Origin of the sequence: Dokdonella aquatica, assembly GCF_051987395.1 — a bacterium.
In the GTDB taxonomy this organism is placed as follows: Bacteria; Pseudomonadota; Gammaproteobacteria; order Xanthomonadales; family Rhodanobacteraceae; genus Dokdonella.
The window spans coordinates 2,994,417-3,014,338 of sequence record NZ_CP197094.1; the positions used below are offsets into that span (position 1 = coordinate 2,994,417).

Consider the following 19,922-nt stretch of genomic DNA (forward strand, 5'->3'; position numbering starts at 1 on the left):
CTTCACGTTTTCTGCTGATTTGCCGATGAACACGACCCCTTCCACGCTGAACGCGACCATTCCCGACGAGGCCGCGGGACGCCGGCTCGACCAGGCCCTGGCCGAGCTGTTCCCGGATTTCTCGCGTTCGCGCCTGACCGCGTGGGTGCGCTCGGGCGCCGTGCTCGTCGACGGCGAGGTCGTGCCGCCGCGCCACATCGTGCACGGCGGCGAGGCCGTCGAGCTGACCGTGGTCATGCAGCGCGAGGTCGGCGCTCAGGGCGAGGCGATCGAGCTCGACATCCGTTACGAGGATGACGACGTGTTCGTCATCAACAAGCCCCCGGGCCTGATCGTGCATCCGGGCGCCGGCAACCCGGACGGCACGCTGCAGAATGCGCTGCTGCACCGTGATCCGAAGCTCGCCGAGATCCCGCGCGCGGGCCTCGTGCACCGCCTGGACAAGGACACCTCGGGCCTCATGGTCGTCGCGCGCACGTTGCGCGCACACACCACGCTGGTCGAACAGCTGTCGGAGCGCTCGGTGCACCGCCAGTACGAGGCCGTCGTGTACGGGCCGATGGTCGCCGGTGGCCGCATCGACAAGCCGATCGGCCGCCACCCGGTCGACCGCCTGCGCCAGGCCGTGCGCGAGGACGGCCGCGAGGCGGTCACGCATTACCGCGTGCGCGAGCGTTTCCCGGCGCTGACGGTGGTCGAATGCCGCCTCGAGACCGGCCGCACCCACCAGATCCGCGTGCACATGGCGCATGCCAAGCATCCGATCGTCGGCGATACGACGTACGGCAACCTGCGCCTGCCCAAGGGCGCGACGCCGGAACTCGCCGACGCGTTGCGCGGCTTCCGCCGCCAGGCGCTGCATGCCGAGAAGCTCGAGTTCGCGCATCCGGTCGGCGGTGCGCCGATCACGGTCGAAGCGGCGCGCCCGGTCGACATGGAAGCGCTCGTGCAGGCCTTGCGCGACGACGCGCGCGCCCGCGCGTGACCGATCCCGTCGCGGTGGCGGCGACACGCGGCGAAGGTTTCGTGCGCCCCGACCTGCTGCTCGCGCCGGGCGTGCACGTGGCCGTGACGACGCGCGCGCTGGCCGGGGCGTCGCACGGCGCGTACGCCGGCTTCAATCTCGGCGATCGTTGTGGCGACCAACCGGCTGCGGTCGCCGCGAACCGCTCCGCGCTCGTCGACCTGCTCGGCCTTCCGGCCCCGCCACGCTGGCTGCGCCAGGTGCACGGTGTCGAGGTCGCCACGTCCGGCGCGGACGAGGGCGAACCGCCCGAAGCCGATGCCGCGTTCGCCGACACGCCGGGTTCGGTGCTCGCCGTGCTGACGGCCGACTGCCTGCCGATCGTGTTCGCCTCGCGCGAAGGCCGAGTGATCGCGGCCGCGCATGCGGGATGGCGCGGCCTCGCGGCGGGCGTGCTCGAGGCGACGCTGATGCACTTCGCCTGCGCCCGGGAGGACGTGGTCGCCTGGATCGGACCCGCGATCGGCGCGGCGTCATACGAGGTCGGTATCGAGGTTCACGAGGCGTTCGTCGGCGCGCATCCGTCCGATGCCGACGCATTCACGGCGACGCGGGCGGGCCACTGGCTCTGCGATCTCGAGGCGCTGGCGCGCGCAAGGCTGTCGCGCGCCGGGCTCGTCGACGTGCGCGGCGGCGGTTTCGACACGTTGCGCGATGTGCGCTTCTATTCCCATCGCGGTGCCGCGCCGACCGGGCGCTTCGCGACCCTGATCTGGCGCGACGCTCCGCGAGCCTGACGCCTCAGCGCGCGAGCGCGTCGAGGAACGCGTCGCGCCATGCCCCGATCGTGTGCACGGCGAGATGGTCGTGCATGGCCTGCCAGCGTGCCTTGCGTTCCTCGAGCGGCATGCCGAGCGCGCGCTCGAGCGCGTCGGCGGTGTCGTCGGCGTCGAACGGATTGACGATCAGCGCGTCCTTCAGCTCGAACGCCGCGCCGGCGAAGCGCGACAGCACGAGCACACCCGGATCGTCGGCCGGCTGCGCCGCGACGAACTCCTTGGCGACGAGGTTCATGCCGTCGCGCAACGGCGTCACGAGGCCGATCTGCGCGACGCGGTAGTAGCCGGCCAGCGTCGCGTGCTGGAAGCTGCGGTTGATGTAGCGGATCGGCATCCAGTCCGGCTCGGCGTGGCGGCCGTTGATCGCGCCGGCCTGCTGCTCGAGGCGTTCGCGCAGTTCGCGGTACTCCGGCACGTCCTCGCGCGTCGGCGGGGCGATCTGCATCATCGAGACCTGGCGGCGCCGTTCGGGATGCTGCGCGAGGAAGCGCCCGAACGCCTCGAAGCGTTCGGGCAGGCCCTTGGAGTAGTCGAGCCGGTCGACGCCGATCGCGAGCGCACGGCCCTGCAGGCTCGTCATGAGGCCGCGTGTCGCCGCGTTGGTGGCCGCGGCCTGGGCCTGGCGGGCGATGTGCGCGGTGTCGATGCCGATCGGAAACACCGCGGCGCGGAACCGCCGCCCCGACGGCATCACGATCGCATCGCCGTCGAGGTGCGCGCCCGCTTCGCGTTCGAAGTAGTCACGCAGCGCACGCAGGTCGGCCGGCGTCTGCAGGCCCACGAGGTCGTACGCCGACAGCGAGCGCAAGAGGTCGTGGTGACCAGGCAGGGTCGCGAGCAGCTCGGCCGGCGGCAGCGGGATGTGCAGGAAGAATCCGATCCGAGCGCCGACGCCCCGCGCGCGCAGCGCGAGGCCGAGCGGGATGAGATGGTAGTCGTGCACCCACACGGTATCGTCGTCGGCGAGGCGCGCGGCGAGCTGGGTGGCGAAGCGCTCGTTGACGCGCAGGTAGCCTTCGAGGTCGCGGCGTTCGAACTCGAGCAGGCCGGGGCGATGGTGCAGCAGCGGCCACAGCGTGCGGTTCGAGAAGCCGAGGTAGAACGCCTCGTAGTCGGCGCGGGCGAGGTCGGTGACGACGTAGGTGATCGCACCGGCGGTCTCGACACGGGGTTCCTCGGCCACGTTCGCGGCGACGCGTCCGCTCCAGCCGAACCACAGGCCGCCGCGCTCGGTCAGCGCCGCGTGCATCGCCGAGGCGAGGCCACCGGCGCGCAGCTCCTTGGGCAGCGCGACGCGGTTGGAGACGACGACGAGGCGGCCGCTCATGCGTCGGGCTCCGTCCGTGGCGCCCGGACCGGGTTCACAAGAGGTCTTCCCAGCTGCGCGACAGGCGCATCGCCGAGTTGATCAGGCCGACCATCGAATAGGTCTGCGGGAAGTTGCCCCACAGCTCGCCGCTCTCGGGTGCGATGTCCTCCGACAGCAGTCCGAGCGTGTTGCGTTGCGCGAGCAAGTGCTCGAACAGCTCGCGAGCCTGCTCGGTACGGCCGATCGCGGCGAGTGCGTCGACGTACCAGAAGTTGCAGATCGTGAAGCTCGTCTCGGGGGTGCCGAAATCGTCGGGCGCGATGTAGCGGAACATGTGGCGGCCGCGCGAGAGGCCGCGCCCGACCGCCTCGACCGTGGCGACGTAGCGCGGATCGCTTGCCTCGACGAAACCGAGCTCGGCGAGCAGGAGCAGGCTCGCGTCGAGGCCATCACCCTCGAACGCGTCGACGAAGTGGCCGTCGGCGTGCACGGCGCGAGCGAGGATCGTCGCGCGCATCGCGTCGGCGCGCTGCCGCCAGTGGGCCTCGCGCGCGTCGAGGCCGAGGTGGGCGGCGATGCGCGCGAGGCGATCGCAGGCAGCCCAGCACATGACCGCCGAGTACGTGTGCACGGACGCGCGGCCGCGGAACTCCCACAGGCCGGCATCGGGCTGGTCGTGCAGGCGCCAGGCCGCGTCGCCCGAGGGTTCGAGGCGACGGAACGCGGCCTCGTCGCCGGGTGTGACCAGGCGACGGTCGAAGAACAGTTGCGTCGCCGCGAGCACGACGCTGCCGTAGACGTCGTGCTGGACCTGCCGCCACGCGTCGTTGCCGATGCGCACGGGTTTCATGCCGCGGTAGCCGTCGAGATGCGCGGCCTCGCCTTCGTGCAGCTCGCGCTCGAAGCGGATGCCGTAGACCGGCGCGAGTGCGCCGTCGGCGGCGGCGAGGTTGAACAGATAGCGAAGGTATTCCTCCATGCTGCGCGTCGCGCCGAGCCGGTTGAGCGCACGCACGACGAAAGCGGCATCGCGCAGCCAGCAGAAGCGGTAATCCCAGTTGCGCACCGTGTGCGGCGCCTCGGGGATCGAGGTCGTCATCGCCGCGACGATCGCGCCCGTACCTTCGTGCTGGCACAGCTTGAGCGTGATCGCGGCGCGGATCACGGCCTCCTGCCATTCGGCCGGGATCGACAGGTAACGCACCCATTCGTGCCAGTAGTCGAGCGTGGACTCGAGCGCGTCGCGAACGTAGCGCGACGGGCTTTCGGGCAAGGTCTCGTCGGGGCCGAGCACGACGTGCATCTCGCGGTCGAGCAGGAACGGCAGCTCGTCGAGCAGCATCGGCAGCGGCGCGTCGGTGGTCGCGCGCAGCACGACGTCGTCGAGCAGCCAGCGCACGTGGTTCGATCCGGCGGTGCGTTCGGGCACGCGCGCGCCGTAGCCGACCAGCGGGCGCAGGCGCAGGCGGATGCGCGGCGCACAGGACAGCGGGCGGATGCGGCGGATCATGCCCATCGGATGGAAGATGCGGCCGTGGCGCTTGTAGCGCGGTGCGAAGTCGACCACCTCGACCGAGCTGCCGTCGGCGGCATCGAGGCGCGTCACGAGCACCGCGGAGTTGTCGAGGTAATGCTGGCGACTCGCCGTGAAGCCTTCGAGCGCGACCTCGAAGAAGCCGGCATCGGGGGTGGTCGGCGAGAGCAGGTCGCAGAACACGGGATCGCCGTCGAAGGTCGGCAGGCACGACCATACGATGCGGGCGCGTGCGTCGAGCAGCGCGCTGAAGCTGCCGTTGCCGATCAGGCCGAGTTCAAGCGAAGCAGGCGGTGACGTCATCGGTTCTCCTCGTGCGGGGCGGGATCGAGCCGGTTGGCCGCGTGCGCGAGCCAGTCGCGCACGGCCTGCGGCGTCGCCAATGCGTAACGTGCATCGGTCGGCCGGCGAGGACCGACGATCACGCTCGTGCCGCCGCGCTCGTTCACATGCCGGAACGCGTGCTCGTCGGTGAGGTCGTCGCCAAGCATCCACGGCGTGCGGCCTTCGAACGGTGCGCGGGACATGAAGCGTGCGATCGCCACACCCTTGTCGACGCCCGCCGGTTTGAGCTCGATCACGCGGTTTCCATGCTGCAGTGCAAAACCTGAACCCGCGATGCGCAGGAGGTCGTCGGCCGCGAGCGCGACCGCGGCGGCGGCCTCCGGCGCGAGGCGGTAGTGCAGGGCGAGCGCATCGGTCTTGTCCTCGATGAAGACGCCGGTTGGCAAGGTCTCGACGAACGCGAGCGCCGCGCGACGGGCCTCGTCGAGCGCGGCCGGTGCGATCGCGAGCGCATGCAGATCGCCGTCGCCGTCGCGCCATTGCGCGCCGTGCAGGCCGGCAGCATGTCCACGCCAGTCCAGGAGACTGTCGATCTCGGCGACGGGTCGGCCGCTCACGAGCGCGAGCGCACCGCCGAGTGCGTGGCGCAGGCGAGCGAGCGACGTACGCAGGGTGTCCGCGACGACGACATCCTGAGGATGCAGTGCGAAATCGAGCAGCGTGCCGTCGAGGTCGAGGAACAGTGCCGCGTGCGCGGGCAGCGGTGGTGGTGCGGGCAACGGTGACGAAGCGATCGTGGCGTCGGTCATGGCGCGTCGCGTCGGGTCCCTGTGCGGGCCAGCCGGAAGGCGGAATCCCGAGCATCGCGCCTGCCGCATGAAGATCAGGGGAACGCGGCGGCCGCGGATCGCGTGCGACATGTTCGGTCATCGCTTGGAACGGCGCCGGCACGCCCACATTTGAGGGCCATCCGCCGGATCGTCCCGGCCATCTTTCCAGAAGGGTTTTCCTCCATGCGCATGGACAAACTGACCTCGCGCTTCCAGCAGGCCCTCGCCGACGCGCAGAGCCTCGCCGTCGGGCGCGACCACAACATGCTCGAGCCCGCGCACGTGATGACCGCGCTGCTCGACCAGCAGGGCGGCTCGACGCAGCCGATGCTCGCGCAGTCGGGCGTCAATGTCGCCGCGCTGCGCACTCGCCTCGGCCAGGTGCTCGAGCGCCTGCCGAAGGTCGCCGGCCAGGAAGGCAACATCGGCGTCGGCAACGACCTCGGCCGCCTGCTCAACCTCACCGACAAGCTCGCCCAGCAGCGCGGCGATGCGTTCATCGCGAGCGAGCTGTTCGTGCTCGCCGCGCTCGACGACAAGGGCGAGGTCGGCGCCGCGCTCAAGGCGACGGGCGCCGACAAGGCGCGCCTCGAATCCGCGATCGAGGCGATGCGCGGCGGCGAGAAGGTCGCCGACGCGAACGCCGAGGAGAACCGCCAGGCGCTCGAGAAGTACTGCATCGACCTGACCGCGCGCGCCGAGGCCGGCAAGCTCGATCCCGTGGTCGGCCGCGACGAGGAGATCCGCCGCGTCGTGCAGGTGCTGCAACGGCGCACCAAGAACAACCCCGTGCTGATCGGCGAGCCCGGCGTCGGCAAGACCGCGATCGTCGAAGGCCTGGCCCAGCGCATCGTCCACAATGAGGTGCCTGAAGGCCTGCGCGACAAGCGCGTGCTGTCGCTGGACATGGGCGCGCTGATCGCCGGGGCGAAGTTCCGCGGCGAGTTCGAGGAGCGCCTCAAGGGCGTGCTCAACGACCTGTCCAAGCAGGAAGGCCGCGTGATCCTGTTCATCGACGAACTGCACACGATGGTCGGCGCCGGCAAGGCCGAGGGCGCGATGGACGCGGGCAACATGCTCAAGCCCGCTCTCGCACGCGGCGAGCTCCATTGCGTCGGCGCGACCACGCTCGACGAGTACCGCAAGTACATCGAGAAGGATGCCGCGCTCGAGCGTCGTTTCCAGAAGGTGCTGGTCGGTGAGCCCAGCGTCGAGGACACGATCGCGATCCTGCGCGGCCTCAAGGAGCGCTACGCCGTGCACCACGGCGTCGAGATCACCGATCCCGCGATCGTCGCCGCGGCGACGCTGTCGCACCGCTACATCCCGGACCGCCAGTTGCCCGACAAGGCGATCGACCTCATGGACGAGGCGGCGAGCCGTATCCGCATGGAGATCGATTCCAAGCCCGAGGAGCTCGACCGCAAGGAGCGCCGCCTGATCCAGCTCAAGATCCAGCGCGAGGCTTTGCGCAAGGAAAAGGACGCCGAGTCGAAGCAGCGCTTCGCCGACCTCGAGGGCGAGATCGACGTGCTCGAGCGCGACTTCTCCGACCTCGAGGAGATCTGGAAGGCCGAGAAGGCGGCCGTCACGGGCACGACGAAGATCAAGGAAGCGATCGAACACGCGCGCGTCGAGATGGACGCGGCGATGCGCCAGCAGGATTTCGCGAGGGTTTCGGAAATCCAGTACGGGCGCATTCCGCAGCTCGAGAAGCAGCTCGCCGCGGCGGCCGAGACCGAGCAGCAGGGTTTCCGCCTGCTGCAGGACAAGGTCACGGCCGAGGAGATCGCCGAGGTCGTCGCGCGCTGGACCGGCATCCCGGTCAGCAAGATGCTCGAGGGTGAACGCGAGAAGCTGCTGCGCATGGAGGACGAACTGCACCATCGCGTCGTCGGCCAGGACGAGGCGGTCAAGGCCGTGTCCGACGCGATCCGCCGTTCGCGTGCGGGCCTGTCGGATCCGAACCGGCCGAACGGCTCGTTCCTGTTCCTCGGCCCGACCGGCGTCGGCAAGACCGAGCTGTGCAAGGCGCTCGCGTCGTTCCTGTTTGACACCGAGGAAGCGATGGTGCGCATCGACATGAGCGAGTTCATGGAGAAGCACTCCGTGAGCCGGCTCATCGGCGCGCCCCCGGGCTATGTCGGCTACGACGAGGGCGGTTACCTGACCGAGGCCGTGCGGCGTCGTCCGTACAGCGTGATCCTGCTCGACGAGGTCGAGAAGGCGCACCCCGACGTCTTCAACATCCTGCTGCAGGTGCTTGACGACGGCCGCCTCACCGACGGCCAGGGTCGCACGGTCGACTTCCGCAACACGGTCATCGTGATGACCTCGAACCTCGGCTCGCAGTACATCCAGGAACTCGCCGGCGGTGACGAGGCGCAGTACACGCAGATGAAGGCTGCGGTCATGGGCGTCGTGCAGGCGCACTTCCGTCCCGAGTTCATCAACCGCCTCGACGAGATCGTCGTGTTCCGGCCGCTCGAGAAGGCGCAGATCCGCCACATCGCGCGCATCCAGACCGACTACCTCGGCAAGCGCCTCGCCGAGCGCCAGCTGCGCCTGTCGATCAGCGACAAGGCCCTCGACCTGCTCGGCAACGTCGGTTTCGATCCGGTATACGGCGCGCGTCCGCTCAAGCGCGCGATCCAGCAGCAGCTCGAGAATCCGCTTGCGCGCGAGATCCTCGAGGGACGCTTCGCGTCGGGCGACACGATCGCGGTCGAGGCCGAGGGCGGGCATCTCGTGTTCGCGAAGCCGTAGCCGTGTGACGTCGGGCGGCCTCGTGCCGCCCGGCGCATTTCCGGCGATCCCGCGATCGCGCACGCGTGTTGGCGCGTCCCTGCACGCATGCGATAGTCCCCGCACTGCTGCAGCAGGACTGGGGAGTCGCGCATGCGTCGTGTCGTTCGCGTCGGGCTGGCAGTCGCCGGCGCGCTGGTGTCGCCTCATGCCCTCGCGGGCACGATCAACGTCACGGCCTCCGGAGCGTCAGGCGTCGCCACCTGCACGCTCGCGCAGGCCATCGATGCGGCCAATCGCGCCAACAACGCGGCGGGGACCTGGGGCGCCACGCCGCCTGGTGCGACCACCCTCGATCCGCTGCGCTACTCGGTGGCCAGGCACATCGGCAGCGGCTCGTGCAGTGGCGCGACCGCGGGCGCCAACACGATCAGCCTGCAGCCGCTCGCGCGGCAGACCATCGTGTTCGAGCCGACCGCTGCGCAGTATCCGAACCAGGGCTGGAATGACGGCGTCGCCGATCGCGCCGACAACTACTGGTACGGCCCCAACGCGCTGCCGCCGATCGCGAGCGACATCACGATCGAAGGCCATGGCGTGACGCTCAGGATCGCCGACGGCACGCGTCGGCTGCGCTTCTTTTTCGTCGGTGCGGATGCGCGGCTTTCGGCGACCAACGCGTTCGGTGAACCGGTGACGCCGGGTTTCAACACGCCCGGTGCGGGACGCCTAACGCTGCGCGGCATCGTGCTCTCGGGCGGGCGCCAACTCGGCGGCTACTCGAGTTGCCGTGCCGGCGGCGGTGCGGGTATGGGCGGCGCGATCTTCAACCAGGGCACGCTCGTCGTCGATTCGAGTGTCCTCGCCGGCAACGAGGCGCGCGGTGGTCCCGCCGACTGCGGCCGCATGTTCGTCGGCAGCGGCGGCATGGGGTCAGACCCCGGGAGCGGTGGGCGCGGTGGTGGCATGGGCGGACGGGTACCGCTCGGATCCGGCGACACGCCGGACGATGTCGAGGCGCGTGGACACTTCAGTGGCTTGTCGGGATTGGGGGCGTTGTATACGACCCGCTACGCATCCTCCGGTACGACGGGGGGACCCGTCGAAACGCTGGCCATCCTGCCCACCACCGGACACGGTGGTGCGAGCGGTGCGCTCCAGGTGTTCGATCGCGACGGGCAACTGACCTACGGCAACCGGCTCGGAGCAGGTGGCGGTTTCCGCGGCGGACTCGGTGCGGCGACGCCACGGCCCGGCGGCGCGTTCGGCGAGGGCGGTGCGGGAGGCGGATGGGCATCGGCCGGAGGTGGTGTCGGTGGCGGCGCAGGCCAGTCGGACTTCATCAGCGGCGGCGGTGGCGGGTTCGGTGGTGGCGGCAGCTCGGTCGGCAACTTGGGCTGTGCGTTCTGCGGTGCTTCGGGATTCGGTGGATCCGGTCATGCGCCCGGTTACGGCGCGCGCGCCACCGGTGCCGGCATGGGCGGCGCGATCTTCAACCTCGCCGGCGACGTGACCCTGCTCAACGCGACGCTGTCCGGTAATGCAGCGCGCGGCGGCACGCGTGATCCTCACCTGCCGCCTTCGACGGCGTGGGGCCCGGATGGCTCGGGCCTCGGGGGCGCGGTGTTCAACCTCAACGGCGCCTTGCAGGTGGAGTTCTCGACGCTTGCGGACAACCGCGTATCGGGCGGGCCCGGCTCCGATGCGGGCGCGATCCACAGCGTGGCCTACAACGGCGACGCGAGCGACGATGCTGCGGCTCCCGGATTCACCGGCAGCCATGTCGCGAGCGTGCAGCTGCGCTACGCGATCCTGTCGGGCAGCCGCCGCAGCGACGACGGCGTCGCGGTCAATGACCTCGTCGTGGATCGCCCGGTCGCGGTGCAGGGCGACATGCCGAACCTCGGCGCGGCGCTGATCCAGGCACCCGAGACGGGAGCGCGCAACCTCGTCACGCGCTGGCGCATCGACAACGCGATCGGCGAACTCGCCGCGAACACCGTGACCATGGATCCGCGCCTGCTTCCGCTCATGCGCAACGGCGGCACGACGCCGACGATGATGCTCGGCGAGGGCAGCCCGGCACGCGACGCGGCGCCGGCTGCCGACTGCAACGGGCGCGTTGATCAGCGCGGGGTGGTGCGCCCTCTCGGCATGGGCTGCGATCTCGGTGCCGTCGAGCAGGAACAGCCGATCCTCGTGACCACGGCCGTCGACGCCGTCGTGAACGACGGCCAGTGCTCGCTGCGCGAGGCACTCAACAATGCGAACGGCGCCACGCATCCGGACTGCGGATTCGGTTCGGTGTCGGTGCACAACATCGTCCGGTTCGCCCCGGGGATCTCCACCATCACGCTCGCCGGGGGTATCGCCGGTATCTTCTCGAACGTGACCGTCGACGGCGATCGCGACGGTGATGGCGCGCCCGACGTGACGGTGGACGCGCATGGTGCGAGCGCCGTGTTCGTGCTCGGCAACGGCAAGCGCATCAACCTCAACGGTCTCGCCCTCGTCAACGGCAATGGCGGCAGCATCGCCGGTGGGGCGATTCGCATCGACGGCACCGACAACACGGTCACGATCAGCAACAGCCGCATCGCGGGTTCGCGCACGACCGGTTCCGGCGGTGCGATCGCCGCGCCGATCCAGAACGAACTGTCCGTTCGCCACACGCGTTTCGAGAACAACGAGGCCGGCGGCAACGGCGGCGCGATCCACAGCCTCGCGCTGCTCGACATCGAGGCATCGCACTTCACGGGCAACCGCGGCGCGAACGGTGGCGCGCTGTTCAACGGCCTCGCCGCAACCGTTGCGCGCTCGACGTTCGAGGCGAACACCGCCACGGCCAACGGTGGCGCCCTTCGCAACGAGGGTTTCCTCGATGTCGCGGCCTCGACGCTCGCCGCGAACACGGCCGCGGCGTCCGGCGGCGGCCTGTCGAACACGGTGTCGGTGACGCTGACCAACGCGACGCTCTCGGGCAATGTCGCGAATGTCTCGGGTGGCGGCGTGCACAATGCGAACGTCAATGGCGCGATCGTCGACCTGCGGCAGGCCACGGTGGCCGACAATGTGGCGCCCAGCGGTGCCGCGCTCGCCAACGCACGCTCGCTGAGGCTGTCGCGCAGCGTCGTCACGGGCACGGGATCGTCCACGTGCACCGGAGCCCTCACCGACGACGGCGGTAACCTCGCCTGGGGGGACACGAGCTGTAGCGGACTCGCGATCGGCAATCCCCACCTGCAACCACTCGCCGACAACGGCGGGCCGACGCGCACGCGCCTGCCGGGCGTGGGCAGTGCGCTCGTCGACGTGCTGGCGTGCAACGGTTCGATCCATGTCGACCAGCGAGGCCGCCCACGACCCGACGGCATGCTCTGCGACATCGGTGCGACCGAGAGCCAGGTCGGCTACGCGGTGGCAGGAGCCGTGTCGGGACTTATCGGCGAGGGCATGTCACTCGAACTCAATGGTGGCACGGAGGTGTTGCCGATCGCCGCCGATGGCCCGTTCGCGTTCACGAGCCGCCTGCCACGCAACGGCGAGTACGAGATCGTCGTCTCGGCGTCGCCGACTGCCCCCTGGCAGACGTGTTCGGTCGCCGCCGGGTCGGGTAACGTCGGCTCGGCCGATGTCACGAACGTGCAGGTCACCTGCACGACCGAAATGTTCGGCATCGGCGGCAGCGTCATCGGACTCGCCGGCAGTGGACTCGTGCTGTCGCTCAACGGCGGCGCACAGACGCAGGCGGTCTCCGCGGATGGTCCGTTCGCGTTCGCGCAGCCGCTCGCGAGCGGCACGCCGTACACGGTCGCGATCGCTTCGCAGCCGTCGTCACCGGCGCAGGTGTGCAGCGTGCAGGGCGGCAGCGGCACGGTCGCGGGAAGCGGCATCGACGACGTCGTCGTGACGTGCATCGAGCGCATCTTCGCCGACGGCTTCGATCCCTGATCCACCGCCCGGCGGGATCCCGCCGGGCGGTGATGCCGGTTACGGCGTTGCCGGCGGCGTGTCGACGTGCGCCGCGAAAGGATCGGCCAGGACGGCCTTGCGTGCCTCGGTACGTGGCACGGCGTCGTTCGTGGCCGCACGCGTGAAGCGCGTCGCGGTCGCCGAGGGTTCGCCACGCACGGCGGCGAGGAACTCGCGGCCCCAGCGGGCGATGTCGCGGTGCTGCACGATGTCGAACATCTGGCGCATGCGGCTGCGCGCCTCGTGGCGGTTCATGCCGATCGCGTGGCGTGCCTGCGCGACGAGGTCGGTGATGTCGTGCGGATTGGTCAGCACGGCGCCCTTGAGCTCGGCGGCGACGCCGGCGAACTCCGACAGCAGCAGCACGCCGCGGCCCCTGGTGAGGCCTTGCACGGCGACGTACTCCTTGGCGACGAGGTTGAGGCCGTCGCGCAGCGGCGTGATCCACATCGTGTCGGTCACGGCGTACCACGCGGCGAGCTCGTCGAACGGCAGCGGCCGGAAGAAGAACTGCAGCGGCGTCCAGTCGACCTGCGAGAAACGCCCCTTGATGCGGCCGACGACCTGCTCGATCTGCGTCTGCAGTTCGTCGTAGACACCCATGCCGCCGGACGCCGGCACGCAGATGCACACGAGCGTGACCGCGCGGTGCAGGTCCGGCGAGGTCTCGAGCAGGCGCTCGTAGGCGAGCAGCTTCTCGAGCGTGCCCTTGGTGTAGTCGAGGCGCTCGACCGACAGCATCACGTGCTGGCCCTCGAGCGAGCGACGCAGCACGCCGGTGCGCTGCTTCACGTCGTCGCGCGCGAGCACGTCGCGCACGCGTGCGACATCGAGCCCGACCGGATGTGCGCCGAGGCGCACCTCGCGTCCGCCGGCCTCGATGCCGCGCGTGTAGCGGTCGAGTCCGACCGCGCAGCCGTAGGTAAGGAAGCGTGGCGCACAGCTTTCGCGGCGCGTCACCTTGACCGGCAGCGCGCCGCGTGCGACGTCGACGAAGTTCTCGACCTGGCGCGGCACGTGGAAGCCGATGTAGTCGCACTGCAGCAGGCTCGCGACGATCTCGCGGCGCCACGGCACCACGTTGAATACGTCGGCCGACGGGAAGTGGGTGTGGTGGAAGAATGCGATGCGCACATCCGGGCGCGCCTCGCGCAGGAACGCCGGCACCATCCACAGGTTGTAGTCGTGGATCCACACGGTCGCACCGGGCGCGGCCTCACGCGCGGCGGCTTCGGCGAACGCGCGGTTCACGCGCAGGAACACCTGCCAGTGGTCGTCGCGGAACTGCGCGCGCTCCCAGAACGTGTGCAGCAGCGGCCAGAAGGCCTCCTTCGAGAAGCGCCGGTAGAACACGTCGATGTCGTCGGGCGTGAGCGGCACGAGTGCGGTGCGCAGGTTCGGGTAGCGCTCGAGGTCGACGGCCGCGTGCGCGCGGTAGTCGGGGTGCGTGGTCGACTGGCCGGTCCACGCGATCCACGAGCCTTCGCGGCCATCGCCGAAGAACGACAGCAGGGTCGGGATGATGCCGTTCGGCGAGCGGTGCGGGCGGCGCTCGATGCGGCCGTTCGCGAGCACTTCCTCGTACGGCAGGCGGTGGTAGACGATGACGAGATCGGCACGGCCGGCCGGTGCGTCGCTCGGCTGGGGCATGAATGTCGCAGCATCGAGCATGCCGAAATGCGCGATCGCCTCGAGGATGCCGCCACAGCCGGTCGTATCGGCATGCAGCACGTGCGGCTGGCCGTGCGTCGCCGCGAGCAGCGCGGGTTCCGAATCGCCGACGCAGACACCGCGGAAGCCTTCGCGGTACATGGACAGGTCGTTGAGCGTGTCGCCGGCGACGAGGACGTGCGCGGGATCGACGCCGAGGTGCTGCACGAGGGCGCGCAGCGTGCGCCCCTTGTCCACGCCCTTGGGCAGCACGTCGAGGTAGCGGCCGGCCGAGAACAGCAGGTCGCAGTCGATGCCCGCGACGGCGTCGCGGAGGTCCTGGCCGATCGCGGCCTCGTCGCAGAAGTAGGAGCAGCGGCGTTGTTGCGGCACGTCCTGGCGTTCGAGGCCGGGGATACCGGTGACGGCACGCGCGACGGCGTGCTCTCCCGGCCACAGTGCCTCTATCGAGGCCTGCAACGGCTGCACCGTCTGCAGCGTGGTGCCGTCGACGACGGTCGCACCGACGTCGCAGACGATGTAGCGCGGGCGCGGCAGGATCGGATCGGCGAGCAGCGGCAACACCGCCTCGAGGCCGCGGCCGGTCACGTAGACGAGGGTGACGTCGTCGCGGCGCGCGAGCGTCTGGTAGAGCTGGGTGCGTTGCGCGGAATCGCCGGCCAGGAACGTGCCGTCGAGATCGGTGGCGAGCACGAGGCGCTTGCGCGACGAGAAGGGAAGGGCTGGGGTGAGGGTGTCGGGATGGAAATCGATGGCCAAGACGGCTCCTTTGCTGGATGGAACGGAGAGGGAATGCAGACGAGCGACGGCACCGCCCACCCGGGCGGGCGTGGTGACCGCGCCGGGCGGTCAGGGCTCGCGCGCGTCGCGCGCGGCGGGCATGAGTTCGAGCGCCTGCGGCGTCGTGCGCAGCATCGGCAGGAAGTTCGCGTCGTGCGCGGCCTCGTCGCGGCGCGCGCGACGCTGCCAGACGTAGGCGGCCATGAGGCCGAACACCGCGCTCGAGTACACGAGCAGCGCACCGGGCGTGCCGCTGCGCGTCATGAGGAAACCGGCGAGCAGCGGGCCGATCGCCGAGGCGACGCCGTGCACGAGCAGCAGGCTACTGCTGCCGGCGAGCACGCGATCGACGGGAATGCGATCGATGAGGTGGGCGACCGCGAGCGGATACACCGCGAACGACAAGCCGCCGAACGCGAACATCGCCACGAGCATCGCGATGCCGTCGCCGAGCGCGAGCACGAGCAGCGCGGCGACGGCGGCGCCGGCACCGCTCGCGGCGAGCACGCTGCGGCGGTCCATGCGGTCGGACAGGCGGCCGAGCGGCAGCTGCAGCGCGGCGCCGCCGACGATGGTCCAGCTCATGAACGTCGCGACGCCGCCTTCGTCGAGGCCGATGCGCGCCGCGTAGACCGGGCCGAGGCCCCAGAACGCGCCGAGCGCGAAACCCGAGGCCAGCGTGCCGAAGATCGCCGACGGCGCGATGCGCGCGAGTTCGCGCACGCCGAGGCGTGTCGCGGTCGGTTGCGCGGGTTGGCCGAGGCGCGTCCACGTGACCGGCATGACCGCGAGCGAGACCAGCATCGCGACGAGTGCGAACAGCACGAAGCCGCCGGCATCGGCGAGGCGCAGGAACTGCTGGCCGATCGCGAGCGCACCGAGGTTGACCAGCATGTAGGTCGCGAACACCTGCGCGCGGCGCTCGGTCGGCGCGGCCGCATTGAGCCAGCTCTCGATCACGGTGTAGAGCACGACCAGCATCGCACCGACGCCGATACGCAGCACGACCCAGGCGAGAGGATCGACGAGGATCGCGTGCAGCAGCACGAGTGCACCGGTGGCGCCGGCCGCAAACGCGAACGCACGGATGTGGCCGATGCGGCGGATCAGGGCAGGCGCGAACAAGGTGCCGCCGAAGAAGCCGACGAAGTAGGCCGACGAGATCAGGCCGATCGTCTGCGCGCTGAAGCCCTCGAGGCCTCCGCGTACCGCGAGCAGCGTACCGAAGAGCCCGCTGCCGAGAAGAAGTAACGCCACGCCGCCGAGCAGCGCGGACAATGGGGCGATCAACGCCAGCATCGGTCCGTCTTTCGTAGGTGGGTTTTTACCCTAGCACGGAATGTTGCGACGCGTCATGCTCGCCGTCCCCGGTTGAAAGTACTCGGCGTGCCACCATGTCGCGCGCCGCCCCGAAGAACCGAACACGCGAACGCACGGACACGCCATGCCGATCTACGAATTCGAATGCCCCGCCTGCGGCCACCGCTTCGAGCGCCTGCAGAAGCTGTCCGATCCCGATCCGACCGACTGCCCCGAGTGCGGCGGCACCGGAGTGAAGCGCTGCCTGACCGCGCCGGCGTTCCGCCTGTCCGGCTCGGGATGGTACGAGACCGACTTCAAGAAGGACGGCGACAAGAAGCGCAACCTCACGAGCAAGGAAGAGGGCGGATCGTCGTCCGCGACCTCGTCGGGTGGCGACGCGCCGAAGGAGTCGCCCAAGACTGAGCCTGCCAAGCCCGCGCCGAAGAGCGACACGCCCGCATCCTGATACGCAGCTGTTCAGGTTTCGTCTGCCTACACTACTTCTGTTCACGAACATTTGAAGGAGAGGGGACGCGATGAAGACTTGGGCAGCTTTGGGACTGGTCGTGGCCGGTGCATTCGCGGCGATGCCGCAGCAGGCCGAGGCGCAGCCGCCGCGCGGTGGCTACGGCCCGGACCGCGTCGAGTGCAACAGCCGTGACTACCGCCTGACCCGTTGCGACGTGTCGTGGCGCGAGGCCGACCTGGCCCGCCAGACGTCGAGCGCGCGCTGCGTGCGTGGCCAGACCTGGGGCATCGATCGCCGTGGCCTTTGGGTGGACCGCGGCTGTGCCGGCGTATTCGTCGAGGCCGGTCGTGGCGGCGGTCGTCCGGGACCGGGTGGTCCGGGCGGCTGGGCGCCGGGTCCCGACTGGGATCGCGAGATCCGCCTGTCGTGCTCGAGCAGCGACTTCCGCTACCGCTTCTGCCAGGTCGACATCGGTCCGGCCGGTCGCGTGCGCATCGAGCGTCAGCTGTCCGACACGGCGTGCATCGAAGGCCGCACCTGGGGTTACAACCGCGCCGGCGTGTGGGTCGACCGCGGCTGCGCCGCGTTCTTCTCGGTGGGCCGTCGCTGGCGCTGAGCCCGCGCCACGCACCGACGATGCACGGAACGCCCGCCGCAAGGCGGGCGTTCTCGTTTGCGGTGTCGCAACATCGGCTATAGCATTCCGCGCCTTTCCCCGGAGCCACCGTTCCCCATGCGCAGTCATTTTTGCGGCCTCGTCGACGAATCCCTGGTCGGGCAGACCGTCACGCTGTGCGGCTGGGTCGATACGGTCCGCCTGCAGAGCCACGTCGCGTTCGTCGACCTGCGCGATCACGAGGGCGTCGTGCAGATCGTCGTCGAGCGCGAGTCGGCCGAGGCCTTCGCGGTCGCCGGCGAGCTCGGCTACGAATACTGCGTGAGCGTGTCGGGCGACGTGCGCCGCCGCATCGCCGCCAACGAGAAGCTGCGCAGCGGGCAGGTGGAAGTGCTCGCCGCGCGCATCGAGATCCTCAACGCGGCCGCGAACCTGCCGTTCGCGCTGCACGAGAACCCGAGCGAGGAGACGCGTCTCACCTACCGCTACCTCGACCTGCGCCGCCCGGACATGCAGCGCAAGATGCGCATGCGCACGCGCCTCGTCGCGGCGCTGCGCCGCTGGCTGGACGCGCGCGGCTTCCAGGACCTCGAAACGCCGATCCTGACCAAGGCCACGCCCGAGGGCGCGCGCGACTACCTCGTGCCGAGCCGCGTGCATCCGGGCGAGTTCTTCGCGCTGCCGCAGTCGCCGCAGCTGTTCAAGCAGCTGCTCATGGTGGCCGGCTTCGACCGCTACTACCAGATCGCGCGCTGCTTCCGCGACGAGGACCTGCGCGCCGATCGCCAGCCCGAATTCACCCAGCTCGACATGGAGTTCGCGTTCGTCGGCGAGCGTGACGTGCAGGATGCCGTCGAGGGCATGATCCGCGAGATCTTCCGCGAGGTCGCCGGCGTCGAGCTCGACGCGGCGTTCCCGCGCATGACCTACGCCGAGGCGATGCGCCGCTACGGTTCGGACAAGCCCGACCTGCGCATCGACCTCGAGCTCGTCGACGTCGCCGAGCACGTGCGCCATGTCGAGTTCAAGGTGTTCGCCGAACCGGCCAACGATCCGGCCGGCCGCGTCGCCGCGCTGCGTGTGCCGGGCGGCGCGGTGTTCTCGCGCAAGCAGATCGACGATCTCGGCCAGCTCGCCGCTAAGTACGGCGCCAAGGGCCTCGCGTGGATGCGCGTGGAAGACCGCGCCAAGGGTCGCGACGGCATCAACTCGCCGGTCGCCAAGTTCCTCGACGATGCCGCGCTCGACGGTGTGCTCGCCGCGACCGGTGCCGCCGACGGCGACCTCGTGCTGTTCGGTGCAGGCAGCTACAAGGTGGTCTGCGATGTGCTCGGCGCGCTGCGCCTCAAGGTCGCGCGCGACCTCGGCGTCGTCGCCGAAGGCTGGCGCCCGCTGTGGGTCGTCGACTTCCCGATGTTCGAGTACGACGCCGAAGCGGGCCGTTACGTCGCCCTGCATCATCCGTTCACGGCGCCGAAGATCGACGACGTCGCCGACCTCAATGCGAACGCAGCGCACGCGGTCTCGCGCGGCTACGACATGGTGCTCAACGGCAACGAGATCGGTGGCGGCTCGATCCGCATCCACCGCAGCGACATGCAGAGCGCGGTGTTCGAGCTGCTCGGCATCGGTGCCGAGGAGGCCAGGGCCAAGTTCGGTTTCCTGCTCGAGGCGCTGCGTTTCGGGGCGCCCCCGCACGGCGGCATCGCGTTCGGCATCGACCGCATCGCCGCGCTGATGGCCGGCACCGAGTCGATCCGCGACGTCATCGCGTTCCCGAAGACCGCGAGCGCGCAGTGCCTCATGACCTCGGCACCGTCGCCGATCCCGGCGGCGCAGCTGCGCGAGCTGCACGTGCAGGTCGTCGAACCCGACAAGAAAGCCTGATCCGGGGCGACGGACCCCGCGCGTGAACGACCACGTCGTCCTGCTGCACGGCATCTGGATGCGCGGCTTCACGATGGCGCCGTTCGCACGGCGCCTGCGCGCGGCCGGCTTCGCGTCGCTGGAATCGTTCGACTACGCGAGCGTGAGTGGCGATTTCGACCTCGCCGTCGATCGCCTCGCCGCGCGCATGCGCGCGGTCGACGGCCCGGTGCATCTGGTCGGCCACAGCCTCGGCGGCATGCTCGCGGTCGAGACGCTGCTGCGTCGTGGCGATCTTCCGCCCGGGCGCGTGGTCTGCCTCGGCGCACCGTTGCGTGGCAGCGCGGCAGCGCGTGGCGTCGACAAGGTGCAGGTCGCACGCTGGGTCATGGGCCGCAGCGCGCCGATCCTGACGCGCGGTTTCGAGCGCTGGGACGGTGCGCGCGAGCTCGGCATCGTCGCCGGGCGCACGCCGCTCGGTCTCGGCCGTTTCTTCGGCCGCTTCGACGGTCCGAACGACGGCACGGTCAGCGTCGAGGAAACGCAGCTGCCGGGTGCGACCGATCACCGCATCGTCGCCTCGACGCATTCGGGCCTCGTGTTCTCCGACGAAGTCGCCGCGCTGACGGCCTCGTTCCTGCGTGCCGGACGCTTCCCGCCCGCGGCATGAACACCGTGCCATCCGACGATGTGATCATCACGGGCCGCCCCGGCGCGGTCGTATACTGCGCGCCGGGCTT

Annotated in this window: 13 protein-coding genes; 8 read left to right on the plus strand and 5 right to left on the minus strand. The window is 70.2% G+C overall.

Going from position 1 to position 19,922, the window contains the following annotated elements:
• Positions 1 to 25 precede the first annotated feature (25 nt).
• Both rluD and pgeF read left to right on the plus strand, forming a co-directional pair.
• The gene (rluD, locus tag ACQQ2N_RS13400) at positions 26 to 985 is read left to right on the plus strand and encodes a 23S rRNA pseudouridine(1911/1915/1917) synthase RluD (RefSeq protein ID WP_440222076.1); all 960 of its coding nucleotides are present in this window, start codon (positions 26 to 28) and stop codon (positions 983 to 985) included.
• Positions 982 to 1,761: a peptidoglycan editing factor PgeF gene (gene pgeF, locus ACQQ2N_RS13405; protein ID WP_440222077.1), complete on the plus strand. Its 780-nt coding sequence runs from the start codon at positions 982 to 984 to the stop codon at positions 1,759 to 1,761. The genes rluD and pgeF overlap by 4 nt, the downstream gene beginning before the upstream one ends.
• 4 nt (positions 1,762 to 1,765) lie before the next feature.
• On the opposite strand, the gene ACQQ2N_RS13410 is transcribed toward pgeF, so the two are convergent.
• The 3 genes from ACQQ2N_RS13410 to otsB are packed head-to-tail and all read right to left on the minus strand — an operon-like array spanning position 1,766 to position 5,740.
• Positions 1,766 to 3,130, minus strand: a complete 1,365-nt coding sequence (locus ACQQ2N_RS13410; RefSeq protein WP_440222078.1) for an alpha,alpha-trehalose-phosphate synthase (UDP-forming) — start codon at positions 3,128 to 3,130, stop codon at positions 1,766 to 1,768.
• Positions 3,131 to 3,164: 34 nt separating this feature from the next.
• A complete protein-coding gene (locus ACQQ2N_RS13415; RefSeq protein ID WP_440222079.1) occupies positions 3,165 to 4,949 on the minus strand; it encodes a glycoside hydrolase family 15 protein in 1,785 nt (594 codons plus the stop codon).
• The gene (otsB, locus tag ACQQ2N_RS13420) at positions 4,946 to 5,740 is read right to left on the minus strand and encodes a trehalose-phosphatase (RefSeq protein ID WP_440222080.1); all 795 of its coding nucleotides are present in this window, start codon (positions 5,738 to 5,740) and stop codon (positions 4,946 to 4,948) included. Before otsB ends, ACQQ2N_RS13415 begins: the two co-directional genes overlap by 4 nt.
• Positions 5,741 to 5,944: 204 nt before the next feature.
• On the opposite strand from otsB, the gene clpB reads away from it, so the two are divergent.
• Entirely contained in the window at positions 5,945 to 8,527 is a 2,583-nt protein-coding gene (gene clpB / locus ACQQ2N_RS13425) for an ATP-dependent chaperone ClpB (RefSeq protein ID WP_440222081.1), read from the plus strand.
• A gap of 132 nt (positions 8,528 to 8,659) precedes the next feature.
• Positions 8,660 to 12,457, plus strand: coding sequence for a choice-of-anchor Q domain-containing protein (locus tag ACQQ2N_RS13430; RefSeq protein ID WP_440222082.1), 3,798 nt, complete (start codon positions 8,660 to 8,662; stop codon positions 12,455 to 12,457).
• A 39-nt stretch (positions 12,458 to 12,496) separates the two neighbouring features.
• Here ACQQ2N_RS13430 and ggpS read toward each other — a convergent pair whose 3' ends face one another.
• Together ggpS and ACQQ2N_RS13440 are read right to left on the minus strand one after the other, a co-directional pair.
• Positions 12,497 to 14,908: a glucosylglycerol-phosphate synthase gene (gene ggpS / locus ACQQ2N_RS13435; protein ID WP_440222083.1), complete on the minus strand. Its 2,412-nt coding sequence runs from the start codon at positions 14,906 to 14,908 to the stop codon at positions 12,497 to 12,499.
• 90 nt (positions 14,909 to 14,998) lie between these two features.
• On the minus strand, positions 14,999 to 16,216 hold the full coding sequence (locus ACQQ2N_RS13440) for an MFS transporter (protein WP_440225764.1): 1,218 nt from the start codon (positions 16,214 to 16,216) through the stop codon (positions 14,999 to 15,001).
• A 157-nt stretch (positions 16,217 to 16,373) separates the two neighbouring features.
• Between ACQQ2N_RS13440 and ACQQ2N_RS13445 the strand changes: the two genes are divergently transcribed.
• The 4 genes from ACQQ2N_RS13445 to ACQQ2N_RS13460 all read left to right on the plus strand — a co-directional run bounded on the left by ACQQ2N_RS13445 (position 16,374) and on the right by ACQQ2N_RS13460 (position 19,852).
• Complete coding sequence (locus ACQQ2N_RS13445) at positions 16,374 to 16,697, plus strand: FmdB family zinc ribbon protein (protein WP_440222084.1); 324 nt, start codon at positions 16,374 to 16,376, stop codon at positions 16,695 to 16,697.
• A gap of 70 nt (positions 16,698 to 16,767) precedes the next feature.
• A complete protein-coding gene (locus ACQQ2N_RS13450) occupies positions 16,768 to 17,316 on the plus strand; it encodes a DUF3011 domain-containing protein (protein ID WP_440222085.1) in 549 nt (182 codons plus the stop codon).
• 117 nt (positions 17,317 to 17,433) lie between these two features.
• Positions 17,434 to 19,203 (plus strand): aspartate--tRNA ligase, encoded by a 1,770-nt coding sequence (gene aspS / locus ACQQ2N_RS13455; protein WP_440222086.1) that lies wholly within the window; start codon positions 17,434 to 17,436, stop codon positions 19,201 to 19,203.
• Between the two features lie 22 nt (positions 19,204 to 19,225).
• Positions 19,226 to 19,852, plus strand: a complete 627-nt coding sequence (locus ACQQ2N_RS13460) for an esterase/lipase family protein (protein WP_440222087.1) — start codon at positions 19,226 to 19,228, stop codon at positions 19,850 to 19,852.
• Positions 19,853 to 19,922 lie beyond the last annotated feature (70 nt).

What these genes read in the sequence shown, in the direction of transcription:
- rluD (WP_440222076.1), top strand. Translation starts at nt 26, where the DNA reads ATGAACACGACCCCTTCCACGCTGAACGCGACCATTCCCGACGAGGCC.
- ACQQ2N_RS13410 (WP_440222078.1), bottom strand. Translation starts at nt 3,130, where the DNA reads ATGAGCGGCCGCCTCGTCGTCGTCTCCAACCGCGTCGCGCTGCCCAAG.
- ACQQ2N_RS13415 (WP_440222079.1), bottom strand. Translation starts at nt 4,949, where the DNA reads ATGACGTCACCGCCTGCTTCGCTTGAACTCGGCCTGATCGGCAACGGC.
- otsB (WP_440222080.1), bottom strand. Translation starts at nt 5,740, where the DNA reads ATGACCGACGCCACGATCGCTTCGTCACCGTTGCCCGCACCACCACCG.
- clpB (WP_440222081.1), top strand. Translation starts at nt 5,945, where the DNA reads ATGCGCATGGACAAACTGACCTCGCGCTTCCAGCAGGCCCTCGCCGAC.
- ACQQ2N_RS13430 (WP_440222082.1), top strand. Translation starts at nt 8,660, where the DNA reads ATGCGTCGTGTCGTTCGCGTCGGGCTGGCAGTCGCCGGCGCGCTGGTG.
- ACQQ2N_RS13445 (WP_440222084.1), top strand. Translation starts at nt 16,374, where the DNA reads ATGCCGATCTACGAATTCGAATGCCCCGCCTGCGGCCACCGCTTCGAG.
- ACQQ2N_RS13450 (WP_440222085.1), top strand. Translation starts at nt 16,768, where the DNA reads ATGAAGACTTGGGCAGCTTTGGGACTGGTCGTGGCCGGTGCATTCGCG.
- aspS (WP_440222086.1), top strand. Translation starts at nt 17,434, where the DNA reads ATGCGCAGTCATTTTTGCGGCCTCGTCGACGAATCCCTGGTCGGGCAG.